The organism is Saccharopolyspora kobensis (assembly GCF_900108315.1).
Classification (GTDB): Bacteria; Actinomycetota; Actinomycetes; order Mycobacteriales; family Pseudonocardiaceae; genus Saccharopolyspora; species Saccharopolyspora kobensis.
This window is the reverse complement of record NZ_FNVB01000005.1, coordinates 41,271-63,468: the sequence shown is the minus strand read 5'-3', so window position 1 is coordinate 63,468 and position 22,198 is coordinate 41,271. Positions and strand designations below refer to the sequence as shown.

Sequence of the window (22,198 nt, the reverse complement as noted above, 5' to 3'; positions counted from 1 at the left end):
CTCGGCTCCTCGCTACTGGTCCGCTCCACCCCCTACACGGCCAACACCCGCCGAGCCGTTCACCGGACCAGCGGTCGTGAGCGCGGAACGGTGCTGGAACACCGTTGCGCACTCACGACGACCCAGCACCGACGAGCTGCAGCAGACCGCTCGGAACGGCTGCCTGAGCTGGAGGATTCCGGCGGGTGGCCAACAACGACTCCGGAAACCCGCGCAGCCGCCCGAGCGGACCGGTGCGACGAATTCGCCGACCTCCGCACCGGCCCACCCGAGGCCGAACGTGTCCTCCACCCCCGCGTCCGGCCACTCCGAAGAGATCGACTCGTTGCCCTACCCGACCACCGAGATCGACTCGGCGTCGTGCCCCGACCACCAAGAGCGGCTCGATGTCGTGCCCTGATCGCCAAGAGCGGCTCGGCGTCGTGCCCCGACCACCAAGAGCGGCTCGATGTCGTGCCCTGATCGCCAAGAGCGGCTCCGTGTCGTGCCCCGACCACCACCGAGCCCGCTCGGCCGGGTTGGTGCGCCTTCCTCGGCGCACCAACCCGGTCCTCTCCACGCTCCGAAGACCCCGCTGCGCTGGCACTTCGGGCGGCGCGAGTCCGTCGCCAGCGGGGTGTAGTACGCAATTTCAATGGAAATTTACTCTTCGATTTCAATTGAAATTGCCGCCCTGGCGGCGTGTTGGGCGTTCGACACGCCGACGGGGTGTCGAGTTTGGGGCAATTTCAATTGAAATTGGACGTCTGATTTCCATTGAAATTGCGTAGGCCGTGGCCGGGAGGTGGGGAGGGGTTGCTGGTGGGGCTTCCCGGGGTGTTGAACCTTCGGGGGTCGGCGGGCCGTGGTGTGGGTATGGCGGCTACGAATGGGAACGGGGCGGCTACCAGTCAGGCTGCTGCGCCGGGTGCGCCGGGTGCGCCGGGTGCGCCGGGTGCGGCGGGACAGGGCGGTGGTGGTTCCGGCGAGATGTGCCGGTTGACCATTTGCGGGCCTACCTCGCGAGTTGAGCTGGCCGTGCCAGCGCACGTGCCGATCTCCGACCTGATGCCCACCGTGCTCGGGCATCTCGATCCGGCGCTGGCGACCTCCGGGCTCGCGCACGGTGGCTGGGTGTTGCAGCGGCTCGGTGAGGCGCCGCTGAACGAGGAGCACGGGACCGCTGCGGCAGGTTTGTACGACGGCGATGTGCTGCACCTGCGGCCTCGCGACGACCAGCTGCCGCTGGCCGACTTCGACGACCTGGTCGACGGCATCCACACCGGGCTCTCCGCGCGCACCGACAGCTGGCGGCCCGCGCTCACCCGACGGGTGTGCCTCGGGCTCGCCGCGCTGTGCGGGCTGCTCGCGGTGCTGGTCACCACGTTCGCCGCGAGCGGGACGGTGACCGCGATCAGCGCCGGGGTCGTCGGGCTCGTCATGATCGGCGGCGGTGCGCTGCTGGCGCGGGTGCTCGACGAGAGGCCCGGGGCGTTGACGCTGGGCGCGGTCGGGGTCGTTTCGCTCGGTGTCGCGGGGTTCGCGATGCCTGCAGGTTCGGCGCCTCCCGCTGACTGGTTCACCGGTGCGGGCGCGCTGGCGGGTGCGGTGGTCGTGGCGGCGGGTGCCGTTGGCGCTCGGGCCGCGCTCGACCAGGCTCGGGCGGGCTTCCTCGCGGTCGCATGCGGTGCTGTTCTGACGGCGCTCGGATGCCTTGTCGGGCTGCTGCTCGGGTTGGAGGCGCACGCGACCGCGGCCGTTCTCGTCGCGATGGTGCTGGCCGTGACCCGGGCCGCGCCGCAGTTGGCCACCTGGCTCGCCGGGCTCGTCGCCGAGCCGGTGCCGACGACCACCGAGGAGTTCCAGCAGGGGCTGGAACCGTTGCCCAGCAAGGACGTTCTCGACCGGGCGGCCGTCGCCGACGCGCACCTGACCGCGTTCCTGGTGGTGCTGGGCGCGGTGTGCTCGGGCGCGCTGCTGGTGCTCACCTCGCACCTGGAGTGGGACACCGTTGCGCTCGGGCTGGTCGTCGCGACGCTGCTGCTGTTGCAGGCGCGGGAGTTGCGCGGGATCTGGCACCGGGCCGCCGCGCTGGTGCCCGCTGGCGCCGCGCTGACCTCCGTGCTGCTGGGCTGGGTCGTCGAGCTGCCGCTGCTCGGGCAGATCTGCGTGCTGGTCGGATTGCTCGGCCTGGCCGGGAACGCGCTGGCCGGCGCGCAGGTGCTGCCCGGTCGCCGGCTGGTTCCGCGGTGGGGGCGCCTCGGCGACATCCTGCACTGGATCTGCGCGCTCGCGGTGCTGGCGCTCGTGCTGACCGTGACCGGTTTCTACGGCTTCGTCGCCTCCTGGTTCTGAACCCTCCCGGGGGTGGCAGCCGTGTTCACAAGTGGAAGGGAGGTCGCGCATGTACGGCAGGCGTGAACAGGTCGAAGCTCACTCGTTCCTGGTCGGGCGGATCCTCGCGGCGGTGCTGCGCACCGATCCCGACGACCCGAACCGGCCGCTGCGCCGCACCACCGTCGGGATGGCGGGCGGCATCGGGATCGCGCTGCTGGTGATGGGCATCGTGCTGATCGTCAGCCTGCTCACCGGGATGGGCGGCAACGCCTGGCGGGAGAAACCGGGATTCCTGGTCGTGGACAAGGATTCCGGCAACCGGTACATGCTCGTCGACGGGCGGCTGCGCCCGGTGCTCAACTACGCCTCCGCCCGGCTGCTGGCGGAGGGCGAGCCGCAGGTCGCGAAGGTCAGCGGCGAGGAGCTGGCGGACTTCCCGAAGGGCGCTCCGATCGGCATTCCCGGTGCACCGGACGCGCTGCCCTCGCCGCTGGCGGGCGGTCAGCCGTGGACCGTGTGCGCGGGAGTGCAGCCCGACGATCCGGGCCTCGCGGCGACCGTCGGGCCGATGCCCGGGATGAGCGAGCTGGGCCCGAACGAGGCGGTGCTGGCCCGCGTGGGAGACCAGCAGTTCCTCGTCTGGCAGGGCACTCGGCTGCGGATCACCGCACCGTGGGTGCCCCGGGCGCTCGGGCTGGACCCGGCTCGGGCCGTGCCGGTCGACTCGGCGTGGCTCAACACGGTGCCCGCCGGGCCCGACCTCGGCGCACCGCCGGTGGCGCACGGCGGCGCGGGGCCGGTCGTGGCCGGTCAGCAGACCGTGGTCGGCCAGCTGGTGACCGCGCCCGAAGCGGTCGGTGACAAGACGTTCGTGGTGGACGCGGCCGGGCTGGTGCCGGTGTCGCGCACCGTCGCGGCGCTGCTCGGCGCCGATCCGGACGTGGCGCTGCCGCCGACCATCACCATCACCCCCGCTCAGCTGGCCACGCAGCAGGTGCTGCCCGCACCGGTGTGGCAGGCCGAACTGCCGCCGCAGCCGCCGACCGGGATGGACCTCGAGCGCCGCGTGCCCTGCGTGCGGTGGGCGGCGGACGAGGTGACGCTGGTGTCCGCTCCGGACATGAGCGGAACCGTCGCGAACGGCGAGATCGCCGGGGTCACCCGCGACGGCCGGGTCGCCGACCTGGTCGACGTCCGGCCCGGCGCCGGATTCATCGCCCGCACCCGCCCGGCGCCCGGCGTGCCCGGCGCGGGCGTCTACCTGATCACCGAGGCCGGGGCGAAGTTCCCGGTCGCCAACGAGAAAGCAGCCGAAGCCCTCGGCTACTCGGTGGATGCCGCGGAACCGGTTCCCGCGGATCTGCTCGCCCTGCTGCCGACCGGACCGGTGCTCGACCTGATCGGCAGATCGCAGTCCGCAACGGAGGAGGAAATCCGATGAGCAAGTTCGGTTACGACGACGGAATGCTGACGCAGGTCATCAGCGCCACCGACAACGCGCTCGGCCAGATGCGTCAGCTCAACAACTCGGTGTCGGGAGTGTCCGGGCAGCTGCCCGCGGTCAACAACTCCACGTCGGGCATGAAGCTGTCCCGCCTGCTCAACGACTGGAGCACGGACTACAACAAGATCGTCGCCGAGCTGGAGAACCTCAAGGGCAAGGCCACCGGCCTGCTGCAGACCAACCGCAACGTCGAGACCGAAACCGGCGGCGCGGCCCAGTAATCCCTGTCATTCCAGTGGCTGGTTCGCGTGGCGGTGCAAGTGACGGCCCCTCTGCGGGAGTTGCAGCGCCCGCCTGGACCGCGGGTGCCCGGCCTCGTGCATGCCGGTGCACGGCGGCCGGGCCGTCCTCGCCGGGGGAACGCTGAGAACCCGCGGCGGGGTGGGCCGAGCGGCTTCGCCGCTTCAAGGACCGAAGACCAAGAGCCGCCAGGACCAACCGGTTCGGCACTCATCGGAAAGGAAGATCGGATGACCGCGTTCGACGTCAACCACAACGGATATCTCGAGGTCAACGAGCAGTTGCTGCAGTCGGTGCGGATGCTCGGCACCATCCTGGAGAACCTCAACGCCGGGCTGAAGAACATCCCCGAGGCCTCCTGGGGTCAGGCGCAGCCCATCTGGCTGGAGAGCCAGAACCAGTGGAACCGCTCGTACCAGCAGATGACCGAGCGGATCAACCTCACCTCGATCTCCTCGATCAACATCCACGAGATCTTCCGCAACGGCGACCAGCAGGGCGCCCGGATCTTCAACCAGTGACCACCGCAGCGACATCGGCACCCCTGTTGGCGGCCCGCTGAGCCGGGCCGAACGATCGGAAGGAGTTCTCGGTGGAGGAGAAGGACCTGCCTGAGTCCGAGACCGTGGTCGAGGTGACGGGCGTGTCGGTGTCGCTGTCGGTGAAGCGAACCGAGGTCCCGGAACCGCAACACCTGCCGCCGGGAGAGACGCACCGCGACTCTCCCGGCGAGGTCCCGGCCGGCTTCGTGCAAAGCCGATTCGAAGCCGCTGTACCCGCGACGTACGGGGAGCCGGTCCAGGGGTTCGAGTACAGCGCTCTGGAGCCCGCGATCCCGGGTGAGGTCGCGGAGCCGTACAGCGTTGAGCGGGGTGAGGAGCTCCAGCACGGGGTTCTGCAGCCCGCGCTTCCGGGCGAACCCGTGAAGCCGGTGGAACCGGCGCTGCCGCCGCTGGAACCGCAAACCGTCACGAAGCGCCACGCCCTGGTGCAGGAGCCCGCGAAGACGGAACCGGCGATTCCGGGTGAACCCGGGTTGCCGCCCACCGAGCCGCTTCAGCCGATGCTCAAGGCGAAGAGGCAACTAGCAGTGGTGGTGGTGCCGAAGGAACCCGGGGAGACCGCTCCGGAGTTCCGCCGCGCGCTGAAACCGGCGGCTCCGGGCAATCCCTCGCTGCCGGTCGGACCGGGCAGCGCACCGATCCCCGGGGAGCAGCCGCCGAGCGAAGCCGAGCCGGCGCGGATATTGCGACGGCTCCTCACACCGGCTGAGCAGGGACACGAGGTCAGGAATCCGGAACCCGAGGTCAGGGATCCGGAACCGGAGGTCCCGGGCCGCCGGTTGCTGCCCGCCCAGCCGAAGCAGTCCGCGGTCATCGGTGTGCCCGCGCAGCCGGTGCAACCGGCAGTGCCGGCCGGTGCGCCGCCGGCGCCGGAGGGCACCGTCGAGGCTCCGGTCCAGCAGCCGAAGCAGCAGCTGGCGCCGATGCAGCAGCCGCAGCAGCCCCCGCTCGGCTACAACGCTCCGCCGGGGCAGAACACCCCCGTGCAGAACCCGCCAACGCAGAACCCGCCAACGCAGAACACACCGGGTCAGAACACGACGCCGGGCAATTCGAACTACACCGGCGGCGGCTACAACTTCCCCGGCATGCCATCGGGATTCGGCAACTACCAGGTGCCGCCGAACGGCGACGTCGGCCCGGACCCCAACATCCAGTTCGACGAGGCGCAGTACACCGCGCTGATCGCGGTGATCGGCGAGATCAAGGCCGGGGCGCGCAAGGCGATCACGCACAACGACGTGTACCTGGACGCCGAGCTGCTGCTGCAGCCGATGAGCCAGACCTGGGAGCCCGCGCAGCGGCTGGTCAAGTGGGGCGGGACCTTCGGCGGCACGGTCGACACCGAGAACAAGAACCTCCGCAAGAAGCTGTCCCAGCTGGAGAGCGGGCTGGAGAAGGCCAAGGTGGTCTTCAAGGACACCGATGACCTCGCCGCCTACGACGTCACCAAGTTCACCACCGAGTTCCCCGGGTTCACCGGCGGGACCGGCGCCGTGTGACTGGAGCTGAGCGATGACTGATCCCATCGGCGAGCCGAAGCCGATCAAGGGCGACGACCACTCGCGCGCGACCTTCGACCAGATCCTGTTCACGGTCACCGGCGAGGGGTCGAACCTGCACGGCGTCCTGGACAGCGGAGCCACGCCGAACACGGGCTGGTTCGTCGAGTCCAGCACGAAACCGGGCAGCGAGCAGACCGACGGCCAGACGGCCGCCACCGGCTACAGCTACCACGCGTGGGACAAGTGGTACATCTCGGTGGACCGCAACGCCACGCTGCCGGGCAACTGGACCACCGCCGTCAGCGAGATCGACGAACTGGTCGACGGGCTGAACTCCGGCGTTCTCGGCCTGCTCAACGTCAACCGGTTGTGGGAGGCGAAGAACGCGGTCGACCACTACGTCAAGTGGCTGGACACCAACCGGGACACGCTCCAGCAGTGGGTCACGAAGCTCACCAGCGACGACTCGGCGTTCAAGGGCAAGGCGGCGTACGCGCTCAAGCAGAACCTCACCACCCTGGTGGAGACCGTCGAGAGCCTGCACGAGCAGATCGCGGAGGAGCGCAACACCTCGGAAGGGCTGCGGAAGGCCGCGGAGGCCGTCAAGACCTTCGGCCAGGGCATGGCCAACGTGTGGACGAAGTACAGCAACGCGGTGCGCAACGAGGTCGACTCCGCGATGAACTCCGTGCTCTGGAACGTCGCCACCTACATCAGGGGCAAGGGGCTGGTGCACGGCACGGAGAACTACGCCCTGGACGAGCTCGCGATCGACGACAGGTCGACGGCCGAGGCGTACATCACCAGGGTCATGAACGCGTACAACTCCAACGCCAACACCGGCCCGGCCGTCACCAGGACCTCGGTCACCCCGGGCATGATCGGTTTCTCGATCAACCACGGCGGGGTGAACGAGGACGCCGTGACGTTCACGCCCTACAAGCTCCCCGACGGCTTCCCGACGATCTCCGGTCCGCTCGGCAGCCAGGCGACCTGGAACGACATCAACACCAAGATCAGCGACCACGTCCGCAAGAAGATGGAGCCGCTCGACGAGGAGGCGCGCAAGCAGCTCGAAGCGCTGCAGACCGCCTACGAGCGGACGAAGTCGTCGCTGGAAGGCCTGGAGACGCCCGTCCCGACGACCGGCGGTGGCGCCGGTGGCGGGAACACGCCGCCGCCAGGCGGTGGTTTCAACTTCCCGCCGCCCCCGGGCGGGGGTGACAACGTCCCGCCCCCGGGCGGGGGTGACAACGTCCCGCCCCCGGGCGGGGGTGACAACGTCCCGCCCCCGGGCGGGGGTGACAACGTCCCGCCCCCGGGCGGGGGTGACAACGTCCCGCCACCCGGAGGTGGTGACAACGTTCCGCCGCCTGGTGGTGGTTTGAACGGGCCGCCTGCGAACGGTGGCGGGGATTTCAACGTTCCGCCGCCTGCGGGCGGGGGTGACAACGTCCCGCCACCCGGAGGTGGTGACAACGTTCCGCCGCCTGGTGGTGGCCTGAACGGGCCGCCTGCCAACGGTGGCGGCGACTTCAACGTTCCGCCGCCTGCGGGCGGGGGCGGCGACCTGCCGTCCATCGGTGGTGACGGTCAGCTGCCGGGCGGTGGCGGCAGCGGTGACTTCAACGTCCCGCCGCCTGCCAACGGCGGCGGCAGCATCCCGCCGCTCATTCCGCCCGGTGGCATGCCGGGACCGGGCGGAGGGACTCCGAACGGCAGCGGGAACTCGCGCGACGGCCAGCGGCTCCTCAACGGGATGCCGGACCCGAACAACCCGTTCGACCCGGCGAACGGCGGTTCGAACTTCTCGCCGCTGACCGGCGACCTTCCCGGTGGCGGGTCGAACCTGCCCGGCAATTTCGATCCGGCAGGCGGGTCGTCGAACCTGCCCGGCAACTTCGATCCGGCCGGTGGTTCGTCCAACTTGCCCGGTGGGTTGGGCGGTGGCCCTGGTGGTCTGAATCTGCCCGGTGGGAATTTCGATCCGGCCGGTGGTTCGTCCAACTTGCCGGGCGGGCTGGGTGGTGGCCCTGGTGATGTGAACCTGGCTGGTGGGAACTTCGATCCGGCCGGTGGGAGCTCGAACTTGCCCGGTGGGTTGGGTGGCGGTCCTGGTGGTCTGAATCTGCCCGGTGGGAATTTCGATCCGGCCGGTGGTTCGTCCAACTTGCCCGGTGGGTTGGGCGGTGGCCCTGGTGATGTGAACCTGCCCGGTGGAAACTTCGATCCCGCAGGTGGGAACGCGAACTTGCCCGGGGGCCTCCCGAATCCGCCCGGCGGGAACTTCGACCCTGCCGGTGGGAACTCCAACCTGCCCGGAGGCAACTTCGATCCCGCAGGTGGGAACGCGAACCTGCCCGGAGGGCTGCCGAACCCGCCCGGTGGCGGTGCGAACTTCCCGATCGGCGGCCTCGACCCTGCCGGTGGCACGTCGAACCTCCCGGGTGGCGGCTCCGGCTTCCCCGGTGGTGGCTTCGATCCGGCCGGTGGGGGCTCGAACCTGCCCGGTGGAGCCGGCTCGGGGCTGCCCGGTGGCGGCTCCGGCGGGTACGGCGGCGAGGGCTGGTCCGACTGGTCCGGGCAGGACCAGTCCAGCCAGCAGAGCGGTCCGTCCGGCGGCGCGGTCGGCGACCAGCGCAGCGGGATGCCGCCGATGATGCCGCCCATGATGCCGCCGATGAACAACGGGCAGAACGAGAAGGAGCGCGAGCGCCAGACCTGGTTGTCCGAGGACGAGAAGGTGTGGGGCACCGACGACGTCGGCGGCAACGGCGTCATCGGCCTGCCGAACGATCCCTCGCTCGAATCCGACGAACCGCTCGCTCCGACGCACGTCCACGTCGGTTCGGCGTCGCGCGCTCCCAAGCAGCCGGAGCAGGCCGCGCCGGCGCAGGCCGCGGAGCAGAGCGCGACCGGGTAGGGGCACGTCAGCGACAAGGGCAAGCGACCACCAAGGAGGCCTTGGGATGTACTCCTCGATGGACAACGAGATGACCGACGCGATGCGGGAGCTGCGGGCTCAGCAGGAGCAGTTCAGCACCGCGTTCGGCAAGCTCGACGAGGTGACCGCGAGCGCGACCACCAAGGACCGCTCGATCAAGGCCACAGTGGACGGTCGCGGCACGCTCACCGGGCTGGAGTTCAACGGCCAGCGGTGGCGGGACATGGCGCCCAAGGAGCTGACGGCGAAGATCGTGGAGGTGGTCGCCGACGCCCAGCGCCAGGCGGCCACCGCGGTCGACGAGGTGATGGCCGGGCTCACCCCGAACGGCGTCGACCTGCAGGAGCTGCGGGAGAACGGCCCCGACCTGCAGGCCATGCTCGAATCGGCGGTCGGCGAGACCGGGCGGTGGTCGCGGTGAGCGACCGGGTCTACGTCGACACCGCCGGGCTGACCAGGGGCGGGCTCAACCTCGGCCAGTGGTCCTCGACGGCCAACCGGCTCGCCGCCCACATGCGCAACGTGACCGCCACCTACCGGCACGCGGGCGGCACCGGGGAGATGGGCGAGCAGTTCGACGCGAACTACCGGCCGGGCGCGGAGAAGGCGATGGAGTTCCTGTCGATGCTGGAGGAAGCCGTCGGCGGGATCTCCGAGAAGACGCTCCTGGCGGGCAAGAAGTTCGAGGACACCGACGACGAAGCCAACGGCGTGGCCCCGAAGGAATAGGCGACCGGTCATGGCGATGGTGGTCAGCCCCGAAGTGGCGAAGCTGTTCCAGGTGCTCACCGGCGAGGAGTGGCCGGACGCCAACGAGGACCAGCTGCGCGCGCTCGCGGCGGAGTGGACGGCGGCGGCGCAGACGCTCGCCGAGCTGGGCCCCGGCCTGCGCAGCGCCGTCCAGGCCATCCGGTCGGAGTTCGCCGGCGAGGCCGCGCAGGCGTTCGTGCAGCGGGTGGCGCCGTTCGTGGAGGGCGACGACCTGATCTCCGCCGCGGCGGAGCTGTTCAACGGCCTGGCCAAGACGCTGACCGACCTCGCCCTCGACGTCGAGTACATGAAGATCGTCACCATCGCCTCGCTGGTCGCGCTGATCGCCGAGATCGCGTGGGCGACCGCGATGGCGCCGTTCACCGGCGGCGCGACGATGGCGTGGCTGGCCGCCCGGATGGCCATCGTCCGGTTCCTGATCAAGACGCTGCTCGGCCGGGTGCTGATGCAGGTGCTGTCCACGGCGGTGTTCAGCATCGCGTTCCAGCTGCTCATCGACGTGGTGGCCCAGGTGTCGCAGTTCGCCATGGGCACGCGCACCGAGTGGGACACCGACAAGACCAAGAACGCGGCGGGCGTCGGCGCGATGGGTGCGGCGCTGGCGCTGCCGATCGGCGGGCTCGGCAAGCTGTTCGGGAGCGGGCTCAACAGCGCGCTGAACGCGGCTTTCGCCAAGAAGTTCGGCAAGGACTGGGCCAAGAACGGCGTGAAGGTGCTCTCGGAGATCGGCACCGAGTCGTTCCACGAGCTGATGACCGAGGCGCTGTACAAGTACGCCACCGAGGGCGAGTTCGAGCTGAACCCGTACGCGGCGACGGCGGGTGCGGCCTCCGGCGCGGGCAGCGCGGGCGGCTCGGCGCTCGGCGACAAGCTGGCCTCCGCCATGCAGAACGGGCCCGGCGGCGGTGACCGCTCGGGCGGGAACTCCGCGAACACCGGCGGCTCCGGTGGCGACCGGGGCATCTCCGGCGGCGACTCGGGTGACACCTCGACGCCTCCCACGAGCCCGAGCACCGAAACACCTGGTGCGGGTGGGCAGAACCCGCCCGGTGCCGGTGGGCAGAACTCGTCCGGTGCGGGCGGGCAGAACTCGTCCGGTGCCGGTGGGCAGAACCCGCCGGTGGTGCAGGCGCAGGCGAACGGTGGAAACCAGCCGCCGAGCGTTCCGGCCGGGAACTCGGGCGGCACGAACCAACCGACCGGATCGACGGGGCAGCAGGAGACGTCGTCGAGCACTGGCAACGTGCCTCCTGGCCAAACGGCGGATCGCTCCAGCCCGCACGGGCCGCCGAACCAGATCGGGAGCAGGCAGGACCTGCCGGGCGGCTCGCAGTCGTCGCAGGGGACCTCCGGTCAGCAGAACACCACTGCGCCGGGCAACGCTCAGACGGTGGAAAACCCCGGCGGACAGGAGAATCCGGCGCGGACCACCGGGCAGCAGGGGCCGCCTGTCGTCGGACCGCAGGGCTCCGGCCCGGCACCGGGGCAGCAGAGCACCACGATGCCGAACACCGCGGTCGACGCACCGCAGTCCAGCGAGCAGAACCCCGCGGTGGTCCAGAACGAGTCGCCGCAGGTTCAGCACGGTTCGAACGGCAACCAGCAACCACCGGGAACGACCGTCGAGCAGCCGAGCCCCTCGACCGGCCAGAACACCTCCGGCAACCAGGTCACCCCACCCGGCGACCAGCAGCAGACCTCGCCGAACCCGGTTGATCAGACCACGCCGACGCCGGTCGATCGGACCACGCCGTCGCCGGTCGATCAGACAACGCCGTCGCCGATCGACCGGACGGTGCCGAACCCGGTCGACCGGACCACGCCGAACCCGGTTGATCAGACGGTGCCGAACGTGGTCGATCAGACGGTGCCGTCGCCGAACGAGCAGACCACGCCGACGCCGGTTGATCAGACGGGATCTCAGGCCGAGCCGAATCCGGTCGACGTCTCGGAGCGGACCGGCGCCGCGCCTCCGGACCTGCAGACCGGGCGGCAATCGCCCGGCTCGACGACCGATGCGGACTTCACGGCTACGACGCCCGATCAGAACCGCGGGCTGTCCGGGAACCAGCAGGTGGAGAACGTGCCGCCACCGCTGAACACCGAAGACCTGTCGAACCCGAGCGGCCGGGCGACGAACACGCAGCTGCCGCCACCTGCGGAGGTCGAGACGTCGCCGGTCCAGCAGGACGGGCAGACCACGTCTCAAACTCCCCAGCCGGAGTCCAATGCTCCGAACCAGGAGTTCGGCACCGAGACCACGAACCCCCGGGTGCAGCAGGGCGATCCGGCTCAACAGGCGAACACCAGCGCGCCGCCGCAGGACGTTGATGCGACCGTCGTCGAGCGGACGGCGGACGGGCAGGTGCAGCCGTCGCAGGACGATCCGCCGCTGGTGCAGCAGACGTCGAGCTCCGCTCAGCAGTCGCAGAGTTCCGGGCAGCAGACCTCGACGACCCAGCAGCCGGGGAGCACCGGGCCGCAACCGAGCGTCATCCAGCAGTCGTCGGATTCCGCTCAGCAGCAGCCGAGCGTCATCCAGCAGCAGGCACCGCAGGCCCAGCAGAGCTCCGCGCAGCAGACGCCCACGTCGACGCAGCAGACGCCTCCGGCTCAGCAGCAGACGCCTTCGCTCGTCCAGTCGACGCAGAACCCCGGCCAGACGTCGAACCCCGGCCAGACGTCCAGCTCCACCACGGCCCCGGGCTCGTCCACACTGCCGTCCACGCAGTCGACGACGCAGCGGGTCGGCCAGAGCACGAACGCCCCGAAGCACGTGAGCACGCTGAAGACGTCGTCATCGACGGCGGTTCCGGGCATGACGCCGAACCACGACGGCGGCACCTCGCAGCTCTCGCCGCAGCAGGCGGTGGCGAGCATCGGCCTGCCGGAGGTGGAGGCCACGAGCTCGCGGAACGCTCCGGAGAGCTACGAGCTGTCGACGCTGCCGACCGGTCGCACCGAGGAGACCAGTCAGCACATCCCCGTCCAGCACACCGACCAGCAGAACACCGGCAACCAGGACGACACTCGCAGCGGCGACTCCACGCGCCAGGAGGATCCGTTCGCCGACGTCGTCGCGGAGGCGACGCGCAACGCCCGGGAAACAGCGGCCACCCGGCAGTCGATCGAGTCGGACCTGGGCAAGATCAACGCCGCCGCCGCCAAGGCCCGGCACCACCTGGGTGCCATCCAGCGGTCGATGCGCGAAGCGCGCGGCGCGGTGATCGCCACCGGAGAGGCCTTCGGTCCCAACCCGCAGCGGACCGCGCAGGCGCAGGAGCGCTTCGACGCCGCCGAGCAGAACCGCATCGATCGTGCGGGCGAGCTCGCCGCGGCGCGCGATCGGCACCAGGAATCGTTGCAGCGGCTCGACGAGGCCCGCACCCGGCTCGGCGAGGCCCGAGCCGACGCGGACCCGAACGCGATCCGCCGAGCGCAGGACGGCATCCGGCGGTGGAAGGAATCCGCTGACCGCCTCGGCGAGCGCGTGCGGACGGCGGACCAGGCCCACTCGGAAGCCGCTGCCGCCGCTGCCGGTGCGAAGCAGGACCTGGACCGGGCCAAGGCCACCCAGGAATCCGCGAACGCGGCGAACACCGCCTACGACGAGGTCGATTCGGCGCGGAACACGGCCACCGACGCGGTCAGCACGATCACCGGTGGGAACACGAGGGCCCAGGACAGCCTGAACTTCGCCAACGACGCCGCCAACCGGTCCGCCCAAGCGCTCGGCGACCTCAACGATGCGGTCAGCAGAGCCAACACCGCGAAGACCGCGGCCGACCGCCTCGCCGGTCAGGCCGGTCAGGCCGGAGAAGACCTCGCCGCGCTGGAGAACCAGCGCAACGACGTCGGCCGCGACCTGGCCGAGCTCCGCCTCTCCCGCCCGGACAACGACCAGCAACGCGCCGACTGGAACACCCGCGTCGAAACCCTCGAGAACGAGCTGACCGACCTCGACGGGCAGATCGAGGCGGCCAGGGACAACGCCGAGAACCTCGCCGCCCGAGCGCAGGAAGCCCGGGAGCAGCACGACAACGCCGTAAACGACGTCGAGAACATCCGCGCCGAGATCGACGCGCTCCGTGAGCAGGCGCGCGCCGCCGAAACGGCGGCCGCCAACGCCCGGAGCGCTGCCGAGAACGCCGCTGAACAGGCCGAGAAGGCAAAGGAGAAGGCCGGCGAAGCAGCCGCGCAGGGCCAGTACGAGCAGGGGCTCACCGAGCTGTCCTTCCTCCCGCACGGATCGGAGCTGCAGTTCGAGACGCTCGGTTCCCGCGACGGGCTGATCGATGCGCTCACCGAGCTGACCGGCGCGGACCGCGACGTCGTGGCGACGGAGATCGGCGGGCTCAGCGACGCCGAGCTGGTCTCGGCGATCGGCGACGGCAAGATCCGGGTCGGCGGCGTGGACGTCGCGGTCAACCCCGACCTGTACCGGCCGGACGACACCCGGGCCGCCCCGCCGAACCAGCAGCCGAGCACCAGGTCCACCGATTCCTCCGACGAGAGCGGGCGGCCGCAGAGCGAGTCCACCTCGACCAGCGTGCCGATCCGAATCCCGCTGATGTTCGTCTCCCCGCTGGACCTCGCCGGCGCGGTGATGCGGCCGATGGTCTACGTCGGCGGAGCCGTGAAGCGCTCCCAGCGGTTCGAGTCCTCGCTGACGTTCACCGACAACTCGGGCAGCTCGCGCAGCTACGTGCCCACCCGGATGGAACTCGGCCTCTCGGTGCCGGGCAAGCAGGCGACCACCTCGATCGACGCCGGCCTGCGGACTCCCCAGATCACCCGCGGCGACGGGATCACCGCCCCGCTGCCGGACACCGACTTCAAGGGCGTCAAGCCGGGGCTGGCCAGCGTCCCGGACCAGTTCGGCGACGTCCTCGGCAACTCCCGGGAGGCCGCGGCCAGCCTGACCAACCAGCTGTTCGCCGGCACCGGGACTCCCGACCGCACCACCATCGACGGCAAGCCGGTGACGATCGCGCCGGTCGGCGACGCGCAGGTCAGCTACGTCGGCACCACGTCGGTGGACAGCTCCAGCGCGGTGAGCCTGGGCCGCAGCTGGCAGACGACCAAGGGCAGCGACGCGACTTTCGGCGCCGGGCTCTACGGCGGCTCGACGCCGTTCTACGTCGGCGGATTCGTCGACTTCACCAGCGGCCTGACCGACGGCAGCACCCCGAGCGCGGACGACTCGGTCACCCAGACCAGCAGCGACCACGAGCTGGTGTACGAGGTCTCCCGGGACATGCGCGTCGGCAACGGCCACACCGACCCCGCCGACGGCCAGCCGCAGAGCACCGTGCGCACCCGGCTGCAGGTGCCGGTGTGGCAGGCCCGCGACCTCGGCCTGCCGCTGCCGCCGCACCTCGCGGAGCCGAGCACGCCGACGCCGAACGCCAACCAGCCGTACCGGTTCGGCCGCGACGACATCAAGTTCGTCGACCGCGACCAGGTCTCCGACTTCGTCACCGGCCGGGTCCGCGACACCGCGGACGGGCTGAGCGACCAGGGCCGGGAGGCGATCAAGGACAAGTTCCGCTCCCCGGAGGTCGCGAAGAACACGATCTACGACGCGATGCACGGCGGTGCGCACGCCTCGTGGGTCAAGGGCGGCCGGACGCACTTCGTCGACATCTACGCGATCCCGGCGGCACCGGAGAGCACCACGCCCTCCGGGCAGCAGGACTCCAGCACGGAGGTCAAGCACAGCGACAAGTTCCAGCGCGGCTACAACTCGTCGCGGACCGCGCGCATCGGCGCCGGCGGCGCGTTCCTGGCCAAGCACACCGACAGCCCGAACCCGGACGCGCCGAAGGCGACACCGGAGAACGGCCTGCCGAACCCGTACCAGGGCGGCCCCACCCAGACGACCGCGGGACCGCGGGCGACCGCCGCGGTGACCTGGGACGGCGGCATCTCCAACAAGTCCGGCTACACCGGCAAGGACGGCCGGGCCGCCAAGTACGGCGGCGACATGCGCGACTACCAGGGGCCGCTGGACCTCGTCGTCGTGCACGGCTCCACCAAGAACCCGAACTGGGCGCAGCACTTCTTCCTCGGCGACCGGATGCTGTTCGGCCCGAAGGCCGACTCGCGCTACAGCGGGCCGTCGAAGGCCGAGCTGGACCAGGCGCTGGCCGGTGGCGAGGTGGCCAACCAGGACATCCACCGGGGCCGGGTGGACGACGCGATCCGGGTGTCCACCGCCGCCGACAAGCTGGACTGGGGCACCAGGCCGCTGCCCGCCAGCACGACGCAGCCCGGCACCTACCTGGGCACGCCGCCCGCGCTGCCGTCGAACCCGGTCACCGCGGAGCTGTTCGGCGACTACGCCAACGTCGAGAACGTCCGGATCACCCCGAACAACACCGAAGCCGTCGACATCGCGCTGGCCAAGCGGATCGAGCAGCTGCAACCGGACGGCACCGGCAGCACGACGGTCCGCAAACCACCGAAGGGCAGCGGGAACTGGCCGGCGTGGGCCGAGAAGACCTTCACCGACACGCGAACCGGCGCCGACGGCACGCGGCAGTCCACCGAGTACGCGTACAAGAGCTCCGAGCTGACGCGGCCCGGCACCACGGCGGGCAACGCGGTGCGCGACTTCCAAGGCAGGGTGGGCAGCCTCGGCACGGCCACCCAGGGCCTCGGCGAGCTGTCCAGCAGCACGGGCAAGATGTTCCGCGAGGGCCGGACGCAGGACTTCAACGGCACGCTCAACGGCGAGGCGACCTACCACTCGCCGCGGCTGGTCGACGTCCGGCCGGAGAGCACGCTCAAGCGCAACCAGGCCGGTGAGCAGGTCGCCGGGAGCACCAAGTCCTGGGGCCTCGGCGGCGAGGTCGAGATCAGCGCCAACGTGATGCCGAAGCGCGACGGCAAGGTGGGCGCGATGATCGGCGGCCTGTTCAGCGGCGGCGGGAAGTACGGCCGCAGCCACGCGATCGACCTGACCACGGGCGGCAAGCAGGACACCGAGTACAAGGGCCCGACGGCGCTGGTCACCCTGGACGTCCGCTACCGGTACTGGGCGGACATGGCGCTGCGCAGCATGTTCGGCGACGGCAAGTTCGGCGACACCTCCGGGGCGCGGCCCGACGAGGTGACCGTCGACGAGCCGGACGGCGTGCTGGTGGAACTGCCGGTCAACCAGGCGATCGCGATGTTCGAGGCGCTCGGCCTGCCGGTGTCGCCGGAGCTCTCCGCCATGGTGCCGCCGGCGAAGGAGCAGGTCGGCAACCCGTCGCACACGGTGCTCCCCGGCCCCGGCGACTACGCCTCCTACAGCGACACCTCGGTGACCGGCGCGCGGCTGACCGGCGACGACCCGATGGGTCCCGTCCGCGATCGGCTCGGCGAACTCGGGATCACCGACGCCGAGCGCCAGCGCGACGTCGTCAACCAGGTCAACGCCTTGCTGAACACCCCGGCCGGGCACCAGTGGCTGCAGGACCCGCTGGCCGGGCAGCAGGGCCTCATCTCGGTGTCGCACTCGAACGCCGGGGTGGAGGACGTCGTCGACATCCGGGTCAAGGCGACGCCGGTGGCCGGCCCGCCCGCACCGTCGCAGACCGACGGCACCGCCCCGGACAAGCTGACCCGGTCCAGCTACGTCTCGACCTCCACCCAGGACAAGAACTCCACCACCTGGTCGGTGAACGCCGCCCTCAACGCGGGCGTGCGCAGCGTGGAGACGCCGTCGGTGCCGCCCGGGCAGCCGGGCGAGAACGGCCAGGTGCAGAAGGCGCCGCCGAACCCGGGCGCGTCCTCCGGTGCGTTCACCCCGCAGGTGCTCGGCGGCGGGAAGACCTGGAAGACCGAGAACGTGCTGGACGGCAGCGGCAGCGAGAAGGTGACCACCAAGGTCGACAACGACAAGGTCGGCCGCGACACCCGCTTGGTCGACTACGAGCTGGAGATCACCCGCCGCAGGCAGCCGATGCCGGGTCTCGACACCCTCGGCGCGGGCATCCCGAAGCACCTGGTCGACCTGGACAAGGGCGTCGGCGACGCGCCGATCCGCCTCAGCGGCGAGGTCGACCTGGTCTCACCGAGCAGCGACGCCTCGCCCGCGCTGCGGAAACCGGGGCAGCAGCCCGAGATCGAGGTGCTCGACGGACCGCGCGAGCAGCGGACGCCGGGCTTCACCTCCGACGACGCGTTCCGCATCGAGTCGATCGGCACCGACACCGCGAAAGCCGTCCACGACGCGGTGTACGCGCAGCTGTCGACCAAGCTGCCGAACGGGAACCTGACCGCGGACCAGATCGCCGCGGCGACCCGGACGGGCTCGGAGTTCACCCGGCCGGGCAGCAACTCGGAGTACGTCGCGCACACCACCACCAAGGGCAGCTCGCTGCACAACGCGTCGAACACCATGTTCACCGGCGGCGACTACCAGGCGGGCAACACCCTCGGCACCAAGCACCCGCTCTACGACTCGCTGTTCGACCTCAAGCTCTCCGGCGACGTCCGCCCGGAGAACCTGACGTTCGTCGCGGCGCTGCCCGACGACACGACGATGAACCTCAGCCGGGAACGCGAGATCACCAGCGCGGACGGCACCACCAAGACGGTCACCACGAGCTTCGGGCCCTCGGTTTCGAGCTACGGCTCGCAAACCCACCAGGCCGCCGGGCCGTCGCCGACGAGCGCCGTCTTCGCGCCGCCGGCCTCCGGCACGGTGGGCCACGACCGGACGACCGCGGAGAGCTCGAAGGACGGCAAGACCACCGGCTTCAAGCACGAAGGCCGGTCGTACCTGTTCCGCGCGGACGTCGCCGACATCTACTCCGACGTGCGCGTGCACGGGTCGAACTGGACGCACAAGCCGATCACCGCGATCAAGGACCTCTTCAGCGGGCACGGGCATCCCCGGGACAGCTCGGTGAAGATCACCTCCCACGACGACCTGCACGTCCGCGTCTGGGAGAACACCGCGCTGGACAAGGGGCTGATCACCCTCCACGACGTGTGGGACCACGCGGGCAAGCTGCCCGACGACCGGGCGACCTACGGGGTGACCGGCAACGCCCGCGGCGCCACGATCCACCCGGCGGGCCAGGCCGCCCCGGCCGCCGGGCAGCCCGCGCCGAACGAGTCACCGGGCCGGAACCTGCACGTCGCGCCCGGGGTGACCCTGGACGGCGTGAAGGACTTCATCGGCAAGCTCCCGAAGGACATGCGCCCGGCGACCTACACCGTCGATCCGGGGCTGAACTTCGGGGACGCCGAGGTCCGGGAAGCGGTGGCGGACCTGCCGGAGCCGCCGAAGCCGGAGACCACGACGGAGACCGGGAACACGGCGACGGAGACCGGGAACACGGCGAACACCGGGAATACGACGGAGCCGGTCGTGACCGAGACGGAGGCGACCGAGACTCCGACGGCCGAGGTGCCGGTGACCGAGGTGCCGGTGACCGAAACACCGACGAGCTCAGAGGTTTCGGTCGACACCCAGGTGCCCGAGGTACCCGCGCCCGAGGTGTCGCTGCCCGGAACTCCGGTCACCGAGACGCCGGTCACCGAGAATCCAGCTGCGGCCGAAGCTCCGGTCGAGAGCCGGGAGAGCTCGTCGCAGCAGCGGAGCGGGGTCGAGCCGTCCGGGTCGGGGCAGGCGAACCCGGACGGCTCGACCACCGCTCGCAGCACGCCTCCTCCCGTGGTCGTGCCACATCGCACGGACGCGATCGGTTCGCAACCGCCTGCGGCCCCGGTCGCCGGTGATTCCGCTGGAACCACCGACTCGGACTCCGACTCCTCCTCCGAGTACCACGACGCGGTATCCGACTTCCCGGCTCCCACGGACGCCCAGCGGGTCGAGCAGCTCCGGCCCGGGCGTGGTGAGCGGGAGGACGGCCGCTACGACATGGAGGCGCTGAAGGAAGGTCGGCAGGTGTGGGTCTCGGACCAGCCGTCGGAGTTCGCCGTCTTCCGCCTCGACGACGGCAGCACCGCCGGGATGACCCGCTTCATGGTCCGGAAGTGGTTCGCGGATTCGCCGGATCTCGCGCTGCTGACCGACCGGCCGGGCAGCACCGCCCTCCACGAGCACCTGTACGGGCCGGGTGACGGCAACCGGGTGCCCAAGGAGTACGGCCTCGACCAGCGGGATGAGTTCATCGCCGATCTGCGCGAGCGTCGGCGCGAGTCGTGGTTCACCGGGCAGCAGGAAGTCGTCACGGCGGTCAACGAGCTGACGACCTGGGTCACCGATCAGTATCCGCCGGACCAGTACAGCTACGTGGGTCTCGGGCGCAGTCCGGCTCCGGTGATGGCGGCGTTGCAATCGCTCGGTCACGACGCGGTTTCGGTGCCGTTGTCGAGTTTCCGGCCCGGGCCGCGGTCGGAGCTGAACTCGATCCTGGACCGGGTGTTCAACCGGCCGGGGGCTGACACGACGCCGTTGACCGATGCGCAGTGGGGGATGTTGCGGGAGCATTTCCAGGAGTTCGTCGGTACGCCGGATCGCGACATCGTGCTGATCGACTACACCCAGACCGCTCTCTCGCTGGTCTCGGCGCAGTTCCACCTCCAGCAGCACCTCGGCCCGGAGGTGCAGGTGCACGCGCTGGCGATGCACCAGGACGTCAACAGCGCTGACGTCCAGGCGACGTATTCGCAGGCCGCGGTGCCGGTTTCCTTCTGGGAAGCGCGGTCGTTGTGGGAGTGGCTCGCGGACAACTGGGGCCCGGAGCGCAGTGCGCAGCGGGCGGAGTGGCAGCAGCGGTTCACGAGCGTGTCCCTCGGCGTGGACGGCCCGTTCGGCGACCGGGGCAAGACGCTCGGCGAGTCGTTCAAGGAAGAGGCTTTCGACAACCTGGCGGAGTACGGCTCCTACAAGCTCCTCGAGCAGAACGCGGAGAGCTTTGAGCAGACCCGGCCGAAGCGTCACGAGCAGCCGGGCCCCGACAGTGCCTACCAGGTGCTCGGCGACGCGGTGCGCGAAGGCCGACCGGAAGCGGAGAACGACCAGCCGAGCTCGGTGGACGTCACCACGGGTTCGGAGCCGCAGGCGGGGCCGTCCACGCAGAGCACCGATTCCGTTGGTGGGTCGGTGGATCACCGCGCCGCTGCCGTTCCAGCGACCGGTGATGTCCTCGCCGAGGAGTCGTCGGCGAATTCGGGGAAGCGCTCGCGCGCGGAGTTCGAGGAGGACGGACCGGAGACCTTCCGCGAGCCGTCCCACCAGCGGCCGATCCCGGAACGCCTGGTGCCGCCCGCGCAGGGCGACACCGACCTGCTCCGCGCGGCGGTGCCGCCGGGCACCCGCTTCGCCGATCCCGCGAGCTTCGCGGGGCTGATCAACGGTTCCCGCGCCGAGCAGGGCCGCGACGTCAACTGCGTCGACGCGGCGCTGGCCTTCCACGAGACCTACCACGGCAACCCGAGAGTCGCCGGCGCGGCGCCGAACGGAACACCGCTGGGCGCGGGCACGGCCGCGGCGGAAGGGCTCGGCTACGCGCCGGAGCTGTTCGGCCAGGGCCCGGCGGGTCTGGCCGAGGTGATCGACCGGGTCGCCCGGGCGGGCCACGGCGCCGACGCGCTGGTGATCGGCTTCCCCCGCAGCGGTCAGGGACACGCGTGGAACGTGGTCAACCACCACGGCGAAGTGTCCATCGTGGACGCCCAGGCGGGCACGGTCCGCCCCGCGACCACGGACGGCTTCTCCTGGCTGGACCGCGTTTACGCGATCCCGGTGGACGCCGAGGGCGACTACGTCGAGGACGCGGCGCCGGCACCGCAACCGCCGGTGAACCCCGACGCCTACGCCGCCGCCCAGCACGAGCGGGCGCAACTGGCCCACGAGATGCGCCGGGCCGCGGCGGCGGGTGAGGAGATCCCGGTGCCGGGCACCGGCGGTCGGCTCGTGCCGAGCCTCGGCGGCCTGCGCCTGGTCGGCGCGGCCATCACCGCCGAACTCGCCGCCGACCTGGCCTCCCTCACCAACCGAGACCTGATCGCCCTGGTGATCGGCCCGGACGCCGAATACCCGGAACCGGAGTACGGCCCGGTCCCCGGCCTCGAAGAGCTCAAGTTCCCGCCAAGAGGCCGCCCAGAACGAACCACCCCACCAGAACCCTGACCCCCCAAAGCCCTGACCCCCAGATCCCTGACCCCACCAGACCCGAGACGAGACGACGACCCGCAATTTCAATGGAAATCGCATGGTCAATTTCAATTGAACTTGCGATCCCTCCGGCGTGTCGTACCCCGACACGCCGGGAACCTGCGCAATTTCAATTGAAATCGGACGTGCGATTTCAATTGAAATTGCGTCATGACGGTCGGGAGCGGCGTTTGGGGGTGCTGGGAGGAGCGGTGAACTCCTGGGGGGTGTGGG

9 protein-coding genes are annotated in these 22,198 nt (G+C 70.7%); all 9 read left to right on the top strand.

The window, feature by feature from the left end; genetic code table 11:
* Window positions 1–1,017 precede the first annotated feature (1,017 nt).
* The 9 genes from eccD to C4T78_RS17135 all read left to right on the top strand — a co-directional run bounded on the left by eccD (window position 1,018) and on the right by C4T78_RS17135 (window position 21,940).
* Window positions 1,018–2,334: a type VII secretion integral membrane protein EccD gene (gene eccD / locus C4T78_RS17175; RefSeq protein WP_177247465.1), complete on the top strand. Its 1,317-nt coding sequence runs from the start codon at window positions 1,018–1,020 to the stop codon at window positions 2,332–2,334.
* 49 nt (window positions 2,335–2,383) lie between these two features.
* A complete protein-coding gene (gene eccB, locus C4T78_RS17170) occupies window positions 2,384–3,757 on the top strand; it encodes a type VII secretion protein EccB (RefSeq protein WP_093348761.1) in 1,374 nt (457 codons plus the stop codon).
* Window positions 3,754–4,041 (top strand): hypothetical protein, encoded by a 288-nt coding sequence (locus C4T78_RS17165; RefSeq protein ID WP_093348758.1) that lies wholly within the window; start codon window positions 3,754–3,756, stop codon window positions 4,039–4,041. The genes eccB and C4T78_RS17165 overlap by 4 nt, the downstream gene beginning before the upstream one ends.
* A 249-nt stretch (window positions 4,042–4,290) precedes the next feature.
* Window positions 4,291–4,581, top strand: a complete 291-nt coding sequence (locus tag C4T78_RS17160) for a hypothetical protein (RefSeq protein ID WP_093157708.1) — start codon at window positions 4,291–4,293, stop codon at window positions 4,579–4,581.
* Between the two features lie 71 nt (window positions 4,582–4,652).
* The gene (locus tag C4T78_RS17155) at window positions 4,653–6,125 is read left to right on the top strand and encodes a hypothetical protein (protein ID WP_093348756.1); all 1,473 of its coding nucleotides are present in this window, start codon (window positions 4,653–4,655) and stop codon (window positions 6,123–6,125) included.
* 1,154 nt (window positions 6,126–7,279) lie between these two features.
* The gene (locus tag C4T78_RS37500; protein WP_502572836.1) at window positions 7,280–7,516 is read left to right on the top strand and encodes a hypothetical protein; all 237 of its coding nucleotides are present in this window, start codon (window positions 7,280–7,282) and stop codon (window positions 7,514–7,516) included.
* 1,581 nt (window positions 7,517–9,097) lie between these two features.
* On the top strand, window positions 9,098–9,493 hold the full coding sequence (locus tag C4T78_RS17145) for a YbaB/EbfC family nucleoid-associated protein (RefSeq protein ID WP_093348752.1): 396 nt from the start codon (window positions 9,098–9,100) through the stop codon (window positions 9,491–9,493).
* Window positions 9,490–9,801: a hypothetical protein gene (locus C4T78_RS17140; protein WP_143185753.1), complete on the top strand. Its 312-nt coding sequence runs from the start codon at window positions 9,490–9,492 to the stop codon at window positions 9,799–9,801. The genes C4T78_RS17145 and C4T78_RS17140 overlap by 4 nt, the downstream gene beginning before the upstream one ends.
* Window positions 9,802–9,811: 10 nt before the next feature.
* Window positions 9,812–21,940: a WXG100-like domain-containing protein gene (locus C4T78_RS17135; RefSeq protein WP_093348747.1), complete on the top strand. Its 12,129-nt coding sequence runs from the start codon at window positions 9,812–9,814 to the stop codon at window positions 21,938–21,940.
* Window positions 21,941–22,198 lie beyond the last annotated feature (258 nt).